The organism is Curtobacterium sp. MCBD17_035 (assembly GCF_003234815.2).
In the GTDB taxonomy this organism is placed as follows: Bacteria; Actinomycetota; Actinomycetes; order Actinomycetales; family Microbacteriaceae; genus Curtobacterium.
On record NZ_CP126279.1, the window covers coordinates 2,610,837 to 2,629,876 of the forward strand.

Consider the following 19,040-nt stretch of genomic DNA (forward strand, 5'->3'; position numbering starts at 1 on the left):
CTGCTGGTTCGGGTTCGGGTCAGGCCTGCGCGGTGGCGGCGTCCGCCAGCGGGAGCCAGACGCGCATGGTCGACGGACCGCGCTCGGCCCACTGGTGGTACGGGCGGAGCCGGACGGTTCCGGGGCGCTGCGCGTCGTGCGCGGGCGAGGCGGCGTACGGCCAGTCCCGCTCGGGCGCGTCGACGGCGACCGCGTCGAGCGCCGCGTCGGTGGCGCCGTCCGCGGTCGGCTCGGCCCCCGGGAGGACCTGGATCACGTCGACCCGATCGGCGTCCTGGTCGATCGACTCGGCGCAGAGCACGAGCGGCCCGCGCTCCACCGCGACCGTCCCGCGGAGCGCGTCGATCCGTTCGTCCGGGGCCACGAGCCGCGGCTGCGTCGGGAGGTCGAGGGTGACGTCGTCGCCGGCACGCCAGGCGCGACGGATCACGACGGACCCGCCGTCGACCGTCTCGGCTCCCTCGCCGGCGTCGACGGTGGCGCTGCCAGCGGCCCAGCTCGGCACGCGGAGGGTCAGGGTCCACGGCTCGGGCGCGTCCTCGGCGACGACGACCCGCACGCGGCCGTCGAGCGGGTAGTCCGTGGCGACCTCGAGGCGGACCGTGCGGCCGTCGGGCAGCGTCGTGTCGATCCGGCCCTCCGCGTACTGGTGCAGTTGCAGGCCGTCGTCGTCCACCGTCGCCACGTACGCGGTGAGGCTGGCGAGGGTGCGCGCGACGTTCGTCGGGCAGCACGACACCGCGAACCACGGCGCACGCTGGCTCGACGCGGCGCGCTCGCTCGGCTCGTCGACCGCGGCCGGGGTGCCGGGCACGTTCCGCTGCAGCGGGTTCACGTAGAAGAACGCGGTGCCCTGCTCGTCCGGGCTCGTCGCGATGACGTTGTACAGCGTCCGCTCGATGAGGTCGGCGTACCGCTCCTCACCGTCGGCGAGCAGGAGCCGCCAGCTGAACATGATCGACCCGACACCGGCGCAGGTCTCGGAGTAGGCCCGATCGGAGGGCAGTTCGAAGTCGTCGCCGAAGGACTCGCCCTCGTGCCGCGACCCCATGCCACCGGTCAGGTACGTGCGGTGCGCGACCGTGTTGTGCCACTGCGTCCGGAGCGCGTCCGACAGCTCGGCGTCGCCCCGGTCCACGGCGAGGTCGACCGCGCCGGCCGCCAGGTAGAGCGCGCGGACCGCGTGGCCACGGAGCACGTCTGCGTCGCGCACGTGCAGGTCGTCGAGGAAGTACGACGCGGGCACGTCGGGATCGTGCAGCGTGCCGTCCCCGCGGCGCTCGATGAACAGCGCCGCCTGCGTCCGGTACCGCTCGTCACCGGTCACGCGGGCGAGCTCCACGAGCGCGACCTCGATCTCCGGGTGGCCGCACACGCGCTGGTCGCCGTCCGCGCCGAAGACGTCACACACGTGGTCGGCCACGCGGATCGCCGCCTCGACGAACGCGTCGCGGCCGGCGGTGCGGGCGCGCGCCACAGCGGCCTGGATCATGTGCCCGGCGCAGTAGAGCTCGTGGCCCCACTCGAGGTCGGACCAGCGCGGCTGCTGCCTCGGGCCTCCGAAGCGCGTGTTGAGGTAGCCGTCCTCCTGCTGGGCTGCGACGACACGGGCCGACAGGTCCTGGAACGTCTGCTCCACCCAGGCATCACCCGAGCGTCCGGACTCCCACGCGAGCGCCTCGAGGAGCTTGTAGATCTCCGAGTCGGCGAACTCCCGACCTGCGGACGGAGCCTCTCGCCCCTCGGCGGCGCGGTCGAAGTTGCCGACCCAGCCGAGTCGCTCCATCCACTCGAGGCAGTGGCGGAGCGTGGCGCGGGCGTTCGTCGCCTGGCGGTCACCCCAGAAGCCGCCCGTGATCGCGACGTCGGTCATGGGGACGGGGCGGAGGCGGCCCGTCGTCGGCGCGACCACGAGGCCGCGCTGCGAAGTGGGGGTGGTGCTGATGTCGGTCATTCGTGCGTCCTTGCTGCAAATCTCCGGAAAGCTTTACGAACCGTAACTGCCGGGTCTCGATTGCGTCAAGCGGAAAGCTGCCGGTACTGTTTGCGGCAACGGGTTGCCGGTACTGTTCACGGCAGCGGGGTCGACGCCTCGGGCGGTCGGACAAGAGGGGGCTGCGTGAAGGAACGGCAGAAGGCGGCCACGCTCACGGATGTCGCACGAGCCGCAGGGGTCTCGATCGCCACCGCCTCGCGCGCGCTGAACGGGCGGGGCGAGGTCCGCTCCGAGACCCGCGACCGCGTGTTCGCCGTCGCCGAGCGCCTGTCGTTCCGGCCGAACGTGCTCGCGCAGAACCTGCTCGCAGGGCGCACCGGCACCGTCGGCCTCATCACCTCGGACCTCGAGGGCCGCTTCTCGCTCCCGATCATGATGGGCGCCGAGGACGCGTTCGGCGCCGGTGCCACCCAGATCTTCCTGTGCGACGCCCGTGGCGACACGATCCGTGAACAGCACCACGTCCAGGCGCTGCTGTCACGCCGGGTCGACGGCCTCATCGTCGTCGGGTCGAGCACCAACCCGCGCGCGTCGCTCGGCGACGACCTGCCGGTCCCCGTCGTCTACGCGTACGCACCGTCCGAGGACCCCGCGGCGCTCTCCGTCGTCAGCGACAACGTGCAGGGTGGCCGGGTCGGGATGCAGCACCTCATCGACGCCGGACGACGGCGCATCGCGCACATCACCGGCGAGATCGAGTACCACGCCGCCCGCGACCGCGCGCGCGGTGCCCTCGATGCGCTCGACGACGCGGGCCTCGAACTCGCGGGCGGACGCGTCCTGCACGGCACCTGGAACGAGGCCTGGGGTCGCGGTGCCGCCCGCATGCTCCTCGAGTCCACGCCCGACGTCGACGCGGTCTTCTGCGGCAGCGATCAGATCGCGCGCGGCGTCGTCGACGTGCTCCACGAGCTCGGGCGCGACGTCCCCACCGAGGTCGCCGTGCTCGGCTTCGACAACTGGGGCGTCGTCACACAGAGCTCACGCCCGGAACTGAGCAGCGTCGACATGCAGCTCCAGGAACTCGGCCGCATCGCCGCGAACCGGCTGTTCGCCGCGATCGACGGCCAGGACGACGGCGGGCGTACCGAGGTGCCGTGCCGGCTCGTCGTGCGGGGGTCGACGGCGCCGATCGACTGAGCGAATCCGCCGGCGTGCACAGCGGATGCGCGCTGCACGCGCTGCACGCGCTGCACGCGCGTGCAGCCGACAAGTGCGCCATCTCGACGACGGCGCAGTTGTCGTCGACGCGCGCGGTCGCGGCGACATGCCGGACGGGAGGGCCGGGGCGGGCTCGACGCGGGCCTCCCGGCCGTGATCATGGGTACGTCAGTACTCGCCCTTGATCACGAAGAACGAGCCGCGGATCTCGCCCGCGAGCTTCGACCGCTGCCGGGCGAACTTGAACTTCGACGCGAGCTCATCGGGGACGTCCATGCCCTGCGAGAGCTTGAAGCCGACCGCCCGCTTGCCGCCGTCCTCGATGCTGTACATCACGTTGATCGCGAGGCCCGACTCGTAGAACACGTACGTCATCCGGAGGCCGTCGACCACGAAGTCGGTGGCCTCGAGCGGACGTGACGCGATCACGATGTCGCGCTCCTCAGCGAGGATCCGCGTCACCCGGTCGACCGCGTCGGGGGCCTCGTCCGCGGGCGACGTGACGAACTCGTGGTCGTACTTGTTCTTGTAGTACCGGGCCTCGTTCGCGCGGAGGCCGGCGAGCGCCTCGGCCACCGGCGAGGACTCGAGACCGGCCGTGCTGACGTCCACGAAGTCGACGACGTTCGACATGCGTTCCTCCTCGTTCGGGTGGGTGGGCACCACGGTAGTGCTGATCCACCAGGGTCGGGGATCATCCACAGACGCAGTAGGGCTCTCCGCGACCGACACCCCATGGACGTCCGGGTGTGGGCGGTGATCGAGCACCGCATCCCCGCGGTGATCATCGCGCTCGTGGACTGAGCGGCACCGCGGCGCCCACCCGGATGGTCTCAGCCCCGCTCGCTCCACAGCAGCCAGACCCGGGCGGCGAGCGCGCGGTAGCGGAGGGCCGGACCGGCCGTCGAGGCATCGAACCAGGCGACGAACTCCTCGTGGATGATCCGCTGGACGTCGTCCACCGACGTCGCGTCCGGCAGGCGCAGCGCGATCGTCTCCGCTTCGGGCCGGTACTCGTCGGTGTTCGTCTCGAACGCGATGCCGACCGGATCGGCAGAGAACAGGATCGATTCGAGCTCGGGCACGAACGCCGCCGGGTCCGGAGTGGGCTGGGGGTGCGACGACCGGGAGGCCCGGAACAGTCCGGCGAGCCCGGACCGCGGGCGGCGTGCGGCTTCCGGCCCGGCTCCTGGCACAGTGGCGGTCGTCGCCTCACGTTCGGGGTCACCCGCCACGGTGTCGGGCGCGAGCGGGTCGCTCGTGCCCGCGATCCGCAGAGCATCGTCCCGCAGCGCAAGCTCGGCGACGAGCAGCAGGTGTACGTAGTACACCCGGGCAGCCTCGGGGAACGCGATGAGCGATGCCGACAGTCCGTCAGCGCACTGCCGGAGCCCGCGGACGGCCTCCGGCGCGAGGACACCCCCAGCGGACACCTCGGTCGCCCAGCCGACGATGTCCGAGTCGATCATGACGGCGTCCACGAGACCGTACTGTTCGCCGCGTTCCACCGCGTCGGGGAACGGCGCTGCTCGGTGCGCGGCGAGTGCGACATCCAGGTCAGTGCTCATCCGGAGGAGCCTAGTGCGGCGAGCACACCACGCCACGCCTCACCGTGCGCTTCGCCGTGGGGCCCGAGTCGCGGGTCACGACTCGTTGTTGCAGCGGAACTCCACCACGTCGCCGTCCTGCATGACGTAGTCCTTGCCCTCGATGCGGGCGACCCCACGGGACCGTGCCTCGGCGATCGACCCCGCGGAGATGAGGTCGTCGAACGAGATCACCTCGGCCTTGATGAAGCCCTTCTCGAAGTCGGTGTGGATGACGCCCGCGGCCTGCGGCGCCTTCCAGCCCTTGCCGATCGTCCACGCGCGGGACTCCTTGGGACCGGCGGTCAGGAACGTCTGCAGCCCGAGGGTGTCGAACCCGATGCGGGCGAGCTGGTCGAGCCCGACAGGCTGGCCTGGTCGACACGAGGCGTCGACCAGGCCAGAGCGGTTCTCCCCTCCGTTCGGCGCCCGAAGAGCTCGTCACGCACCACGTGTCATCGGGGAGCGTCTCAGGCAGTCGCGGCCGCGCGCGATCCCTGCACGCGCTCGGCGAACGCGTCGATGCGGGCGATGTCATCAGGCGTGAGGACGACGTCCGCCGCGGCCACGTTCTCCGCGACCCGGTTCGCATTGCGCGACCCCGGGATCGGGACGAGGTCGTCGCGCTTCGCGAGGATCCACGCGAGTGACAGCTGCGAGAGCGAGATGCCCTTGTCGTCCGCGATTGCCGACAGCCCCTGGGCGACGGCGACGTTCGCGTCGAAGTGCTCCGGTGCCCACCAGTCGAGCATGTGCCGGATGTCGTCGGACGGGTAGTCGGAGCGAGGGCGGACGGCTGCACTCAGGAAGCCGCGCGCCAGCGGCGAGTACGCGACCACACCGATGCCGAGCTCATCGACGACGGGCAAGAGCTCCTCGGACTCTCGGGCGAACACGGAGTACTCGGTCTGGAACGCCGAGATCGGGTGGACGGCGTTCGCCCGGCGGAGCTGCTCGGCATCGGTGTTCGACAGCCCCAGGTAGCGGACCTTCCCAGCCTGGACGAACTCCTGCATCACGCCGACGACGTCCTCCACGGGCACCGCGGGGTCATGGACGTGCTGGTACAGGAGGTCGATCGAGTCGGTGCCGAGGTTCCGGAGGCTCGCCTCGACCACCTCGCGGATGTGCTCCGGGCGCGAGTCCGGCGTGTAGGCACCACGGGCGAAGCCGAACTTCGTCGCGATGGTGACCTCGTCGCGGATCGGAGCGAGGGCGGTTCCGAGCAGGCGTTCGCCGACGCCCCACCCGTACAACTCTGCGGTGTCGAAGTGCGTGACCCCGAGTTCATGCGCGTGCCGGATGGCGGCGGTCGATTCGGTGTCGTCGCTCGGCCCGTAGGCGAACGCCGTGCCCATCGCGCCGTAACCGACAGCACTGACGACCAGACCTTGGTCGCCGAGGATGCGCTGCTGCATGTGGTTCCTTCCGTGTGGAGAGCAAGAGGTCAGTGTACGCCCTTCGTGTCAGACTCTGACACTCTAGGCCCACGGTGTCAGCGGCAGTAGGATGACCCCGTGAGCGAGACGACGAGCCGGACGGGGTTGCGGGACATCACCCGCGACGCCGTGCGTTCTCGGATCGCCGCGGTGGCCGTCGCTCGGTTCGACGCGGAGGGTTTCGACAGCGTGACCGTCGAGCAGATCGCGGCCGAGGTCGGCATCTCCGCCCGGAGCTTCCACCGCTACTTCCCCGCGAAGGAGGACGCAGTGATCGGCGATCCGGCTCGCCACCGAGACGACCTCGCCGACGCGCTCCGCGCCCGACCAGCGGGCGAACCTGTTTGGGACGCGCTCCGCGAAGCGTTCGTCGTGATGCTCGAACGCGGCGGCGCGGACTCCGACGCCGGCCGTCAATCGGTCCGCGTGATGCTGCGCACGCCGTCGCTCCGTGCCCGCAACCTCGAGAAGCACCTGTCCTGGGCCGAGGTACTCGTGCCGCTCACAGCTGAACGCATCGCCCGCGACGACGCTGACCTCCGCGCCCGGACGCTCGTGCACGCCGCGCTCAGCTGCTTCGACGTGGCGATCAGCATCTGGGCCGTGGAGGACACCCCCGGCGTCCTCCCCGTCGATCTGCTTCGCCGGACCTTCGACACGCTCGACGCCAGCTCCTGACGCCGCTCACGGATCTGTGCTCATCCGATCCGCCGGTCGACGTCGGGGAGCTGCCAGGTCCGTGATCAGACGAGCCGGCTGATCGGCCTCGCTACCCGTGCGCGAAGGCCCGCCCCGCGTGACAGTCGCGGCGGTCGCGGTCGTCGAGCCGATCCAGGAGGACCGTGCTGTGCCTCCAGGACCGTTGTGCGCCAGCCTGTCGGGAATGTCCGCCCCACCCCGAGCCGCGGCGCAGAGACCGCGACGTCGACGAGTCCGCGAGGTCGTGGGACCGCCGGCAGGGTGATGCGGCCGCCGCGGCCGTCGGGGGGACCGAGAGCGAACCGTCGCGGTGACCTCGGGGTTGCAAAACCGAGGCAGATGATCCATCCTCCCGGACGAGGGCTGAGCGGAGCGGAGCGGAGATCGCCACTTACACTGATCTGCACAACGTCAGAAGTGGAACCGTCATGCTGCTCTTGTTCACCTGGCTCCTGGGGGCCGCCGTCGGTTTGTGGCTGATGTACGTCGTCATTCGAGCCGCCGTGCTGAACGCCCTGAGCAGTCACTACAAGACCGTTCGGTGGTTCGAGGCGACCGGCGAATGGGACTACAACAAGAGCGGCTCGCTCGCACCGCAGCCCATCCCCGCCTCCGAGCACAAACCCGTCGAGTAGCCCCCCTCGGGGCATTGGCTGGGCGAGCGGTCCGTCAGGTCCCACCGCAGTCATCGGGCCGGAGCGCCGTCACGCCTCCGCCACCAGTACGACGGACGCCACCAGGACACGACGTCGGGGTCGCGAGGCCGTGTCCCCTCCGGCTCAGTCTCGAACGCGTCGGTCAGCGGTTCGATCGGCCGCCAGCGACCCAGCACACGAACGGGTAGAACGGCGTGGGGCTCGTGTCACGGCGCATGACTAGTTGTTGAACCGGAACGTCGGACGGGCAAATGGGGACATCGATCCACCGTAGCAGGCTTGATTCCGTGGGCAAGTAGGCGCGGTCGGCGCGCTCTGCGTCGGCCGGTGTTAGGAGCTACGACGGACTGAATCCGGACTAGATGTGGCCTACTCGGCCACCGACACGACCAGGCAGAACACAGTCGTTGTACTGGGACAAACTGAATCGACGCAGCAGACCAGTGGCCCAGCTGACTTCTCAACCCCCGCCGAGGCACAAGCGGTCCGCTCCCCAACTCAGCTTCGAAACGGCAACACTCGTGCCTCGTCAGTAACGCTGTTGCGACAACCCCGCTTATCGCGCCAGCGACTCTGATTCTTGGCGGGTTACCACTCAGCGTGACTCAAGGTGCTCGCTTCCGCCCAAGGGAACCGACTGCCGAAGCTGTCGCCTATTCCGACCGCTCAGCACCCTGCCTCCATGATCCTGGCTTAGCGGTCGCCTTTAGGTAGTAAACCGTGCCACCTCCCAGGCCGCCGCCAGAAGCGATCGTCTCACCACCCTCGCGGTCACGAAGCTTTGGGAGGATGGTTTGAACCCTTGATTGAGACGCACTAAGCACATATTCGACCTCCGAACGCCATCTCGTTCCATTCAGGCTCGAGTACTCCACCACTATCAGAACAGGGAGGCCGCTCGAGCCGAGCGCGCTCAGCGCCGTTAGCGCTGATCCTCCAAAAAAGGACAGAGCAACGTCGGTAGGCTCATGGTCCCCTGTAGCGAGCGGCAGAGCAATTGGCACCTCGCCCGACTTCACGTTTTCAGCCTGGTTGAGGGCCTTAACGGCGACGTTGAGCGCTGGGTCCCGGGTTTGATTCGACAGCGAGACACTTATCACGATCGCAAGCTGCAGCTGGTCACCCAACCATTCGGACCTTTCGATCCGCGCATCTCTTTCAGCCACGTGACCGACCACATAGGGCCGCAAACTCAGACGCTCGTTTTGAGCAACTAGTTCACGATGGTCGAGGTCCGTCTTCCGCTCGTTCACGTCGAAGACCAGGACCACCGCCACAGCTGCAACCGCTACTCCCGAGAAAAGCGCAGAACCCGCACCGAACATGTCCCCGACTTGCCCGAACTTGGCAGATTCGCCGTCGGGCACGAACCTTGCGAGAACCCAGACTAGACCCCATACCGCGATCCAAGCGATCAGGGCAGCGACGGACGCCCAAACCACCGCAGTGCGCATCTTCATGACAGCCTCGCCAACAGTCTCTCCGCAAGCAGATTCGCCCGCTCTTGAACATCGTCATCATCGCCGAGCGAATAAATGCCTCTCGGAAAGCCCTGGCTTCTTAACGCGCCCTCATGGAGGATCTCCGACGGCGCCTGACCAAGAGTTCGTCCCTTCCGTATCAGGCGAACCGACTCCTTCCCGATGAATACGAGACCAGCGACTGGCACGTCACCATCGGTTAACGCCTGCCCGCGCCCAAGAGCCGTGGAAGAGACTTCAACGACCGACTCCGTTAGTGGCTCGTCGGTAACAGGATCGCGATCCTCGTGCAGCACGGCGAGGCCGCGTAAGCCAAGCCGAAGGATCTTATTGCGTCGCGATTCGTCGAGCAGAGCAGCACCTAGGGCGGGAACGACAACCTCGGCCGAAGGGGCAAGAGGCTCGCCGTCGCGAGTGTCAGTCAGGACTTGGGTATTCGCTCCCTGCGCATACGTTTGGAGAGCGACTGAGGACCAATACCATCGTGTGATGGCAGCTCTCGATACTCCGGCATCGAGGAAATACGCTACGCCGAGAACCATTGCATCAGTAGGCACTCCGCCCGGTCGCACACCAAATTCAGACGACATAAAGTCCAACGCGCTCGCGTACGACGAAACCGCGCGGTTCCACATTTGCGAGACGGAGTCCGGCGGGATGTTCAGCACATCTCGCTGGCGCACACCGGTAACACGTCTGGACGCGGGGCGCGATTTAGTCTTTGCATCAATATCGCGCTGCCACAGGGCAACGAGCTTCAACACCTCTAACCCATTGACCTCAAAGCGCTCAAGCAGTTCGGAATTCGCCTTCGCAAACTCCCACTCATCTCGCAGATTGAAACCCGACGGAAAGAGGACAGCTACCATTAAGTCAAAGGAGTTCAAGCGCACTCCCGTGCGATTCAGCGTCTCAAAGATCCGAGTCAGAGCCTCGAGACTAATTGCCTGTTCCATTACAATTGCAGGTAAGGTGTACGATGCGCGGTTATCTTCGTCTGTGAAGACTTGGCGGGTTTCGAGCATCCAGGCAGACATCCGTGCATCAACGACTTGAATCGCCGCGTCGAACTTCGCCGGATCCAAGAGCGACTCGAACGCGACCCGTCTCGACACTGCCGCCTCGAATGAGAAAGACTTGCGGGGCGCCCACTTGAGGCTTGGGTCGCCATCCTCGGTCGTATCGTTGAAATCGGCGAAGTACACCGTTTCGCTCGTCCCGGTTAGCGCGTGGTAGAGCGCAGTTACGCGTTGCTGCCCATCGAGGAGATAAAGCTCCACCTCGTCCTCGTAGACCTCGGGTGCACCGTCGATCGGCCGGATCCGGAACGGCTGGGGTCCTTCGAGCACCAGCAGCGAACCGACTGGCCAGCCGTTTAGGACACTATCGAGCAACTCGATCACCCGACCCGGTTCCCAGACGAAGGGCCGCTGAAATTCCGGTAGCGCTAGCAAACCGCTCCGCGCCAGGCGGAGGAGCTCAGTGACGCTGAAGTCCCGCGATCTATGTTGCATTGTTTGCGCACTCCCTCATCAGCCGCTCCATCGCGGCGACACTATCGCATTTGACTACTGACAAGCAGCACGGAGCGGGGTGCGCGACCGGTAGGACGCTAGGCACGAAGCGATACTCGGTACGACTGCGGCACCTGGCAGCGAGGCGGAAGGATGTGCTCACGGCAGTCAACCAGCGACCGCTGCAACGGGGGCGTCGTTCCGAATGACCGGCTCCCGCGCGCCCCGACAAGGGCGCGCAGAACGGAGGGACGGTCGAGGCCCGGACCTCGGCAGCGACGCCACGACGATACGGTCTCACTCAGGAATTCCGACCGTCACAGAGATGCCTGCACGACCGCATTAGTTGCGATGTAGCGCTGGACCGTGCCCCACGCCTCCTGGACATCGAGCTGACGCCGATGAATACCTGCACCCATTCGACCGAAATACAAGAGGTCGTCCCGCAGGGCCCTTTGCTCCTCGTTGCCCAACCGCTGCTCCTGCAGCCAACGAAGACCGAAGTTGAGAAAAATTGCAAACGTATGCGGTGAGTTACTGGCAGTGTTTCGCATGATCGGTTTGAGCAGCCCGAATGCCTCTTCAACAAGCGAATGAGCGTCCGGACCCTGCAAGTCGTTCAGCGCCTTCTTGAGCAGGAGCAATGCCCAAGCCGTGTCGATTTGAACGTCCTCAGGGGCGAGAACGCGTGCTTGACGCAGGAAGTTCTCGGCAAGGACGAGGTCTCCAAAGTCCGTTTCAAAGCTTCCCCGCTGGAGCCAGAAGTGCGGGTCATCCGCAAGCCACTGCTCAGCCGTACCGTAGATGCGCTGCACCACGGAGTTCTCGCCCACGAAGCTCTTGAGATTGTTGTGGCTTAGCAGACGAATCAGAATCCGCCCGTAGCGCGTCCGACGAACACTGGCGCGATCATAGTGTCCGGCAACGAGGAATAGTAGGTCCTCGATCCAGTGCTCCAGCTGCCCCTCACTTCGGAAGTAGTCGACTGCCGACTCTGCAACCACTCGGTGGCGTGTGCGGTAGCGAGAATGTTCCGCGACGAGAAGATGCGCGGTTTCGAGCCGTCTCAGCGCAACCAGGGCCTCATTCGGTTCATAGTTACGGCCCGCCGCGTACAGCACGTCCTGACGAGACAGGGGTCGATTATCCGCCCATGCAGCAGTGCAGACCGCGCCGTAGAGTGCAACTTCGGCGCCTTGAAGCGACCGGCATTCGCTCGCCACACGCTCCTGAAAGCGTTCGCCTGACGTGGCCTCGATTAGGGTGACTAGCAACTGCCTATCAGCGTGCTTCGTGATTCGTTCGATGCGCTGTTGCACGCTCAGGCCAAGGAGAGCGCCTAGTCGGTGGCCACGACTAAGTTGCCCCAGCAAGGCCGTAGCGTCGCTATCCGTGAGGCGGGCCTGGTCGAGTGTTGCATCAACTCTTAGCCGATCTTCGTACCGCAACTGCACATAGCGCCCACTTCGTGCCGCGACTACGGTGACCAAGGAGTCAGACTCTTGGGACAAGCTCCTGAGCAACTCGGGAGCCTGGTCGGCGAACCGGTCTACATCATCGATGAAAAGATAGTCCGCCTTCCGATTGACGGCTTCACGACGGATCTGCGCCATCGGGACTTCGCTCTCCCGGCCGAGCCACAGGACAGTGTTTCCGCGAGCCGCAAACGTTGCAGCAGCCTTCATCAGGGAAGTTGTCTTTCCGGACCCCGCGCTTCCCGTCACCGCGATAGCACCGCCAGTCACGGCGTGAATCTGAGCTGTCAGCGCGTCATCAAACTCGAAATTGGCCGCGTACCCGTTGACTACGTCTGCCCACTGTGGCGTAGTGCCCAGCAGATAGTTTGGACTACCGGCCGGAGCAGCACGAACCGCTTCTGACACATCGATGAGTGCGGCTTCAGCTCGAACCACCTCCTCTGCCCTCTGAGCAGCAACGAGGCCCGGCGCAAATGGCGCGATACTGGTCTCGAAGAAGTTCTCTTCGGTCTCCGCGATGTGCACAAAGTTCAGCCTGGCCAGCGTCGCCTTGCGCCCGCGGTCCAGCTTCGGCGAGACAAGCCATGAGCGCGGTCGTAGTTCATTGTTGTTCCCACGCTCGCCGCGGAGTTGCAGGTAGTGCCAAAGAGGAGGCTCGTCGAGTACCGAACCAACTACAACCACGGGGCGCGTGGTTAGGTCTGTGACAAACTCTTGATACCAGGTATCAGTTCGCGCCGTTCGGTCCGCGTAGTCCCATTGGCTGAAAGTGAGGTCAGGGAAATCACCAAGGCGACCGTTCACGTGCACCACGGCGAGCTTATCCCCATCCACGACCCCAGGGCTGGTATTCAACGCAGAAATGATCTGCATAGCTCGCCCCCCGGATTGGTCGCGGATTACTTCGTCGCCGTCGTCAATGTTGAGCGTGTAAATGCGATGCCAAGGAAGCGAATACCAGGTCTGATACCGAGCCGGAACGAGTCCGGGATCGATCTTGAAAAGTCGATCAAGTTGGTCACGCAGGAGTGTCGGCGAAGTGCGCAGCGCCTCTGCGTATACCAAGCTGAGGGGCGTTTCAGCCTCGAACGGTTCATCCCTGAACGCAATTGGCCAGATACTTTCCGCGAGCTCCGGACCGAGCGGCAGCGGCTCGCCATCATGGTCGGTCAGTCCTCTTGAAAACCCCGCGCCCGTGAGCAACACCGCCTGGCCTCGTGCGATCGCGTTCACGATCGCCGCACCATGCTCCGTCATGATCACCCCCTTCATCGTTTCGCTGATGCTAAGCGCAGCCCGGAGCTACGGGGAGGATCACGACCCCCAGACCCGCGCGCACCGTGAGATGCAGCACGTACCGATCACTCAGAGCGACCGGGGGGCACCCCTAGCCTCCGCACCTCGGCAGCACTGCAGATCACCGCGACGTGCCTTGCCAGGGTCGTCACACCCTCGACCTAGACTGTCGCCCATGACCCTGATCCCTCGCCCGGACCCTCGGGTCAGCACCGCCACGTCGACCGTGCACCACGGCGACGCGTACGACCTCCTGCCGGAGATCGAGGCCAACTCGATCGACTTGATCCTCACGTCCCCGCCCTACTGGGGGCTTCGCGACTACGGCATGGAGCACGACAACGGGGTGCTCGACGCGTGGATCGCTGAGGGCAACAGCGCCGACGACATTCCCCCGTATGACTGGTACCGAACTAACGGTGGTGTGCTCGGCCTCGAACCGCGTCCGGAGTGGTTCGTCGGGCATCTTGTCGAGATCTTCCAGCGCGGTGCTCATGCGCTCAAGGCGTCAGGCAGCATGTGGATCAACATCGGCGACACCTACTTCGCGCGTTGGGCGAGCATCCGTAACGACGGACGCCAGGGCCTCGGCGGCAATCCACGAGCGCGACGGCGCGCGCCGATGGGCGGATTCCGACAGGAGAAGCAGCTCCTGATGATTCCCGCCCGCTTCGCGATCGCCATGCAGGACAAGCGGTGGATCTTGCGCAATGACGTGATCTGGCACAAGCCGAACGTCCCGCCCCGCCCCGAGAAGGATCGACTCAGGCTGTCCCACGAGCACTTTTTCCACTTCGTCAAGCGACCGACCTCGGGCCGTGCCAAGTACTTCTACGACTTGGATGCCGTCGAGGACGGCGCACGAGACGTAATCACGACCAACGTGCGCGCGGGACAGGACGGGCACTCCGCAACCTTCCCCCGCGACCTCATCACGCCGCGGATCCTCAGCTCGTGCCCGGAAGGTGGGACCGTGCTCGACCCGTTCTGCGGCACAGGTCGCTCTCTCACCGTGGCCACGGAGAACGGGCGCAACGCGATCGGCTTCGACCTGAACGAGAACTTCTCCGCGGTGGCTCGCGCCAACGCTCAAGGGAGCTCCATCGATGGCTAACGTGCAACGCGAGGCAGGCAACGTTCTCGCCGAGTGGTTCGGACACCGGATCTACCCGGTCGCAGCGGACGATGACGAGGCGCGCATGGCGCAGGATTCCCAGACATGCCCGTTCCTGACACAGCTCACCGGTCGGACCTGTGTCTGCGTGAAGAGTGCGAAGAAGGTCGGCGGGTCTAACAACGGAGTCTCGCGCGGCGTGTGCACCATCAGCAGCACGAGCAACGGCATTCGCCAGGACTGGCTCGTTTGCCCGTTCCGCGCGCTTGACGTCGACTTGCTGGCGGACGCCGCAAGGCGCTTGTTTGGGGCCCGGACCGACCAGGAGGTCGCTCTCGTGCCGGTGACGTCTCTGGTCGAGGCCGATGCCGTCGACTCTCTCAAGGAAACGATCCGAGCTGGCGGCATCGGCGTCGCGTACTTCCAGAGCAAGCTGGGAGGTGAGATCAGCGTCGCGTCGACCGGTCGATCGCCCGAGCTGAACTTCGACGCGACGATGGTGAAGCTGTCCCTCGACGCGAACGGGCTCCTCGACGTGGATCGGTATGCCATCTTCGAGATCCAGACGATGGACTTCCACGGCACCTACAAGCGAGCCGTCGACAACCTGTCGAACGCAAGCCACCTGCACCGAGAGGATTTCGCCAGCACAATCAACCAGCACCCCGAGTGGTTAGCCGAGGGGGTCGAGGGTCCGAACATCTCGAACGCGTTCAAACGAACGTTCTACCAAATGATGTTCAAGTTCCAGATCGGTGCTCATGGCCGCGCAGCTGGATGCGTTCTCGCTATCCCTGAGGCCGTCTGGGACAGCTGGCAGCGGTTCCTTGGAAAGCCCGATTTGATCCCTGTCGACGACGGCACCTGGCGGCTGCTCGGCTCCCCTTCGGACGAGCACCCCCCAGCTTGGATCTACGTCTTCGATCTGGACGCTGAGTCCGGTGTCACTCCGAATCCCGTCTGCCTCAAGAAAGTCATTGGTACGACGGCCGCGGCTCTGTCGCACTTCACGCTTGATGTCGCGCCCGAGGCTGCCCTTGAGGCTGGTGGGAGCGTGGATCGGTTGCTCGAGACGATCCGGATGCGCCTGGCACGATTCTTGCCCGAGGTAGCAGCGACGGCTTGAGCACGGATGGAGGGGGGCCCGAGCGGGTCATGCGCTCGGGCCCCGCTTCATGCGGCGATCTGCCTCCGCTCGCGATGTGCTCCGTCCTGTCGGGAGCAAAGGGCATTTGGAGTGCCCGGGTCAATCGGTTCTGCGCAGACGACGCATGACACAGGTATCGCGACCGTCGGCCAGGTGAGCCTGGCTGTTTCTTCCTCCACCTCCCTTGTCCTGGCCTGGCCTTTCCTGTCCTCTCCTTGGTGGTGACCGATCACGTGATCGATCACGTGTGTTGCCGTTCCGGAGGTCCGACGCTTCCGAGCGACATCGCGCGCCTTCTGGCTGCTCTCCCTGCTCTTGCGTCGCTTGTCGCTCAGCTGCGCAGCGGTCGTCTGGGTTTCGTCCCAGCTAGTAACCCGGTAGCCGATGCCGTCGACCCCCCAAAGGCCGGCCAGGACGAGTTCCTGGACCGCGCTTGCCTCCGCCGCGACGGGATGCAACCAGCGGAGCTGTCCGGGCGCGATGTAGCCATCCGACTGCTGCTCGTTGCTGAGCATGAGGCCGCACGTGAAGATCCGCCAGGACGTGTCTGACAGCCCGTCCATGCGCGGGTCGTGGAGCCAGCGGGACGGCAGACGAGAATCGACCACCTACCGGCCTCCCAGTGTCGGATCTACCCCGCGTTGCGTGAGCGCTCGGTTGATCATGCCGGTCCGCGTCGGGTGGAGCGGTCGATCCGGTGGGCAGCTTCGAGCAGACGGACAGCGACGCGGCGAGCGCCGTCGGTCGTCAGCTCGGGCATAACCGAGAGGCCCATGTTGAGGCCTGAATCAAGACGATGAGTCTCACTCTCGCTCCGAGCACCATCCGAACCCGTGTCAACAACGTGCGAGCAGCCCTACGCGCCGCGGTGAGGGACAAGGTGCTCGCCGCCGATCCGTCCAACGGAGTCACACTCCCGCGCGCGCGGAAGGCTGAACACGCGATGCGCATCCCGACTCCTGCGACCGTGGGTATCGTCATGGCCGCGGCAGAGGAATGGTTCCGACCTTTCATCGCGCTCTGCGCCTTTGCCGGGCTACGCCTCGGGGAAGCCGCGGCAGCGCAGTTCTCGGATATCGACTTCCTAAGACGCCAGCTGCACGTTCAGCGACAGGTACAGCGGGCCACCGGCGGGGAGGTTCGAATCACACCCCCGAAGTACGGGTCGGAACGGGTCGTTCACCTTCCCGACGAGCTGGTGACGATGCTCGCTCAGCATGCGAGCCTCGTCGGCACGCACGGCGACGAGCAGTGGATGTTCCTCGGCGACCACGGGAATCCCCCCTCACCAGAACACCATCCACTACTGGTGGACCAAGACGCTCCCTGCCGCCGATGCCGAGCCGACGCGCCTGCACGACTTGCGGCACTTCTATGCCTCGGGACTCATCGCAGCGGGATGCGACGTTGGGACAGTTCAGCGAGCCCTCGGGCACGCGAAGGCGACAACCACGTTGCAGACCTACACACACCTCTGGCCGACGGCCGAGGACCGGACCCGGACAGCAGCCGCAGGCATCATGACCGCCGTTTTCGCGGCTCCCGCGGACTCAATCCGGACTGGGACTACCGAAACCGCGTGAATCCCAGTGTCTGACTGGGGGGTCAGTTGTTAAAGCGGAACTCCACCACGTCGCCGTCCTGCATCACGTAGTCCTTGCCCTCGATCCGGGCGACGCCGCGGGCCCGAGCCTCGGCGATCGACCCCGCGGAGATGAGGTCGTCGAACGAGATCACCTCGGCCTTGATGAAGCCCTTCTCGAAGTCGGTGTGGATGACGCCCGCGGCCTGCGGCGCCTTCCAGCCCTTGCCGATCGTCCAGGCGCGGGACTCCTTGGGACCGGCGGTCAGGAACGTCTGTAGCCCGAGGGTGTCGAACCCGATACGGGCGAGCTGGTCGAGCCCGGACTCCGGCTGCCCGGTGGCCTCGAGGAGCTCCTGCGCCTCGTCCGGCTCGAGGTCGATGAGCTCGGACTCGATCTTGGCGTCGAGGAACACGGCCTGCGCGGGGGCGACGAGCGCGGCGAGCTCCGCCTTGCGGGCGTCGTCGGTGAGCACGGCCTCGTCGACGTTGAACACGAAGATGAACGGCTTGGCCGACAGGAGCCCGAGCTCCTTGATCGGGGCCAGGTCGATGGACGTGGCGGACAGGAGCGTGCCCTGCTCGAGCGCGGCACGGGCCTCCCGAGCGGTCTCGAGGACCGCGGGCTCCGCCTGCTTGAGCTTCACCGTCTTCTCGTACCGCGGCAGGGCACGGTCGATGGTCTCGATGTCGGCGAGGATGAGCTCGGTGTTGATGACCTCGAGGTCGTCGCGCGGCGAGACCTGGCCGGACACGTGCACGACGTCGTCGTCGGCGAAGCCGCGGACGACCTGCGCGATGGCGTCGGCCTCGCGGATGTTCGCGAGGAACTTGTTGCCGAGACCCTCGCCCTCGCTCGCGCCCTTGACGATGCCCGCGATGTCGACGAACGACACGGGAGCCGGCAGGACCTTCTCCGAGTGGAAGAGGTCCGCGAGCTGCTGCAGGCGCGGGTCCGGCAGGTTGACGACGCCGACGTTCGGCTCGATGGTCGCGAACGGGTAGTTCGCCGCCAGGACCTGGTTCTTCGTCAGGGCGTTGAACAGGGTCGACTTGCCGACGTTCGGGAGTCCGACGATCGCGATGGTGAGTGCCACGACGGACAAGCCTAACGGCGGCGGCCGGGAGGAACGGCGCGGGTCCGCCCCGCACTTCCGGTCCGGCGGCGGCCGGGAGGGACGGTGCGGGCCCGCCCCGCACCTCCCGGTCCGGCGGCGGGCGACGGACGCGGCGTGTGACACGAGGGGATGTCGGAGCGTCGTGCGAGCATGGCGACGTGCCCCTGGACTTCACCGCGATCGACTTCGAGACGGCCAACGGATCGAGCGCCTCGGCGTGTTCGGTCGGACTCGTCAAGGTGCGCGACGGCGTGGTCGTGGAACGGGCCTCCTGGTACATCCGGCCGCCGGTCGGGCACGACGCGTTCCTCGAGTGGAACACGCGGATCCACGGCATCGTCGCCGAGGACGTCATCGACGCCCTCGGCTGGGCCGAACAGTACGTCGAGCTGTGTGCCTTCGCCGGCGAGGACGTCCTGACGGCCCACAACGCCCGGTTCGACATGGGCGTCATCGCGGGCGGGTGCGCGGCCACGGGGATCGACGTCGTGGCCCACCGGCACCTCTGCAGCCTGCAGGTCGCCCGACGCACCTACCAGCTCGATTCCTACCGGCTCCCGATGGCTGCGGGCGCGGCCGGGTTCGACGGCTTCCGCCACCACGACGCCCTCGCCGACGCCGAGGCCTGCGCCGCGATCATCGTGCACGCTGCCGCGCAGCACGGCGTCGACTCGCTCGAGGGGCTGTCGACGGCCACGAACGCCAAGCTCGGGACGGTCCAGGCGCGGACGTCCGAGCCCCGCGGCGACCGCGCGATGGCGTTCGCCGACTGA

General features: G+C 66.4%; 16 protein-coding genes and 1 pseudogene. 7 read left to right on the forward strand and 10 right to left on the reverse strand.

Annotated features, from left to right (window positions below; genetic code table 11):
• Positions 1-19: 19 nt before the first annotated feature.
• Positions 20-1,954, reverse strand: a complete 1,935-nt coding sequence (locus tag DEI93_RS12280; protein ID WP_111120197.1) for a glycoside hydrolase family 127 protein — start codon at positions 1,952-1,954, stop codon at positions 20-22.
• Positions 1,955-2,119: 165 nt separating this feature from the next.
• Here DEI93_RS12280 and DEI93_RS12285 point away from each other — a divergent pair, with 165 nt between their 5' ends.
• A complete protein-coding gene (locus DEI93_RS12285) occupies positions 2,120-3,136 on the forward strand; it encodes a LacI family DNA-binding transcriptional regulator (RefSeq protein WP_111010885.1) in 1,017 nt (338 codons plus the stop codon).
• Between the two features lie 189 nt (positions 3,137-3,325).
• Here DEI93_RS12285 and DEI93_RS12290 read toward each other — a convergent pair whose 3' ends face one another.
• From DEI93_RS12290 to DEI93_RS12305, 4 genes and pseudogenes are all read right to left on the reverse strand, one after another.
• Entirely contained in the window at positions 3,326-3,790 is a 465-nt protein-coding gene (locus DEI93_RS12290; RefSeq protein WP_111120229.1) for a DUF8821 family protein, read from the reverse strand.
• A gap of 200 nt (positions 3,791-3,990) precedes the next feature.
• Positions 3,991-4,725, reverse strand: coding sequence for a hypothetical protein (locus DEI93_RS12295; RefSeq protein ID WP_220037901.1), 735 nt, complete (start codon positions 4,723-4,725; stop codon positions 3,991-3,993).
• A 75-nt stretch (positions 4,726-4,800) separates the two neighbouring features.
• Positions 4,801-5,106: pseudogene (locus DEI93_RS12300) on the reverse strand (DUF933 domain-containing protein); the annotation flags it as partial.
• A gap of 107 nt (positions 5,107-5,213) precedes the next feature.
• Positions 5,214-6,161, reverse strand: coding sequence for an aldo/keto reductase (locus DEI93_RS12305; protein WP_111120198.1), 948 nt, complete (start codon positions 6,159-6,161; stop codon positions 5,214-5,216).
• 99 nt (positions 6,162-6,260) lie between these two features.
• Between DEI93_RS12305 and DEI93_RS12310 the strand changes: the two genes are divergently transcribed.
• Both DEI93_RS12310 and DEI93_RS12315 read left to right on the forward strand, forming a co-directional pair.
• Complete coding sequence (locus tag DEI93_RS12310; RefSeq protein WP_111013668.1) at positions 6,261-6,860, forward strand: acyl-CoA-like ligand-binding transcription factor; 600 nt, start codon at positions 6,261-6,263, stop codon at positions 6,858-6,860.
• A 449-nt stretch (positions 6,861-7,309) separates the two neighbouring features.
• Positions 7,310-7,516, forward strand: a complete 207-nt coding sequence (locus tag DEI93_RS12315; protein WP_111120199.1) for a hypothetical protein — start codon at positions 7,310-7,312, stop codon at positions 7,514-7,516.
• Between the two features lie 674 nt (positions 7,517-8,190).
• Here DEI93_RS12315 and DEI93_RS12320 read toward each other — a convergent pair.
• From DEI93_RS12320 to DEI93_RS12330, 3 genes are all read right to left on the reverse strand, one after another.
• Positions 8,191-8,997 carry a hypothetical protein gene (locus DEI93_RS12320; protein WP_146244447.1) on the reverse strand — a complete coding sequence of 269 codons (807 nt, stop codon included), beginning with the start codon at positions 8,995-8,997 and terminating at the stop codon, positions 8,191-8,193.
• Positions 8,994-10,532 carry a DUF262 domain-containing protein gene (locus DEI93_RS12325; RefSeq protein WP_111120200.1) on the reverse strand — a complete coding sequence of 513 codons (1,539 nt, stop codon included), beginning with the start codon at positions 10,530-10,532 and terminating at the stop codon, positions 8,994-8,996. Before DEI93_RS12325 ends, DEI93_RS12320 begins: the two co-directional genes overlap by 4 nt.
• Before the next feature lie 317 nt (positions 10,533-10,849).
• Positions 10,850-13,282 (reverse strand): P-loop NTPase, encoded by a 2,433-nt coding sequence (locus DEI93_RS12330; RefSeq protein WP_146244448.1) that lies wholly within the window; start codon positions 13,280-13,282, stop codon positions 10,850-10,852.
• Between the two features lie 199 nt (positions 13,283-13,481).
• Between DEI93_RS12330 and DEI93_RS12335 the strand changes: the two genes are divergently transcribed.
• Together DEI93_RS12335 and DEI93_RS12340 are read left to right on the forward strand one after the other, a co-directional pair.
• The gene (locus tag DEI93_RS12335; protein ID WP_111120202.1) at positions 13,482-14,420 is read left to right on the forward strand and encodes a DNA-methyltransferase; all 939 of its coding nucleotides are present in this window, start codon (positions 13,482-13,484) and stop codon (positions 14,418-14,420) included.
• A complete protein-coding gene (locus tag DEI93_RS12340) occupies positions 14,413-15,546 on the forward strand; it encodes a PDDEXK family nuclease (protein WP_111120203.1) in 1,134 nt (377 codons plus the stop codon). Before DEI93_RS12335 ends, DEI93_RS12340 begins: the two co-directional genes overlap by 8 nt.
• 47 nt (positions 15,547-15,593) lie before the next feature.
• Here DEI93_RS12340 and DEI93_RS12345 read toward each other — a convergent pair whose 3' ends face one another.
• Positions 15,594-16,175: a hypothetical protein gene (locus DEI93_RS12345; RefSeq protein WP_146244449.1), complete on the reverse strand. Its 582-nt coding sequence runs from the start codon at positions 16,173-16,175 to the stop codon at positions 15,594-15,596.
• A 609-nt stretch (positions 16,176-16,784) separates the two neighbouring features.
• Here DEI93_RS12345 and DEI93_RS12350 point away from each other — a divergent pair.
• Positions 16,785-17,150, forward strand: coding sequence for a tyrosine-type recombinase/integrase (locus DEI93_RS12350; protein ID WP_258372289.1), 366 nt, complete (start codon positions 16,785-16,787; stop codon positions 17,148-17,150).
• A 22-nt stretch (positions 17,151-17,172) separates the two neighbouring features.
• Here the strand turns inward: DEI93_RS12350 and ychF are convergent, their stop codons facing one another.
• A complete protein-coding gene (gene ychF, locus DEI93_RS12355) occupies positions 17,173-18,246 on the reverse strand; it encodes a redox-regulated ATPase YchF (protein WP_111120230.1) in 1,074 nt (357 codons plus the stop codon).
• 179 nt (positions 18,247-18,425) lie between these two features.
• Here ychF and DEI93_RS12360 point away from each other — a divergent pair, with 179 nt between their 5' ends.
• Entirely contained in the window at positions 18,426-19,040 is a 615-nt protein-coding gene (locus DEI93_RS12360; protein ID WP_111120205.1) for an exonuclease domain-containing protein, read from the forward strand.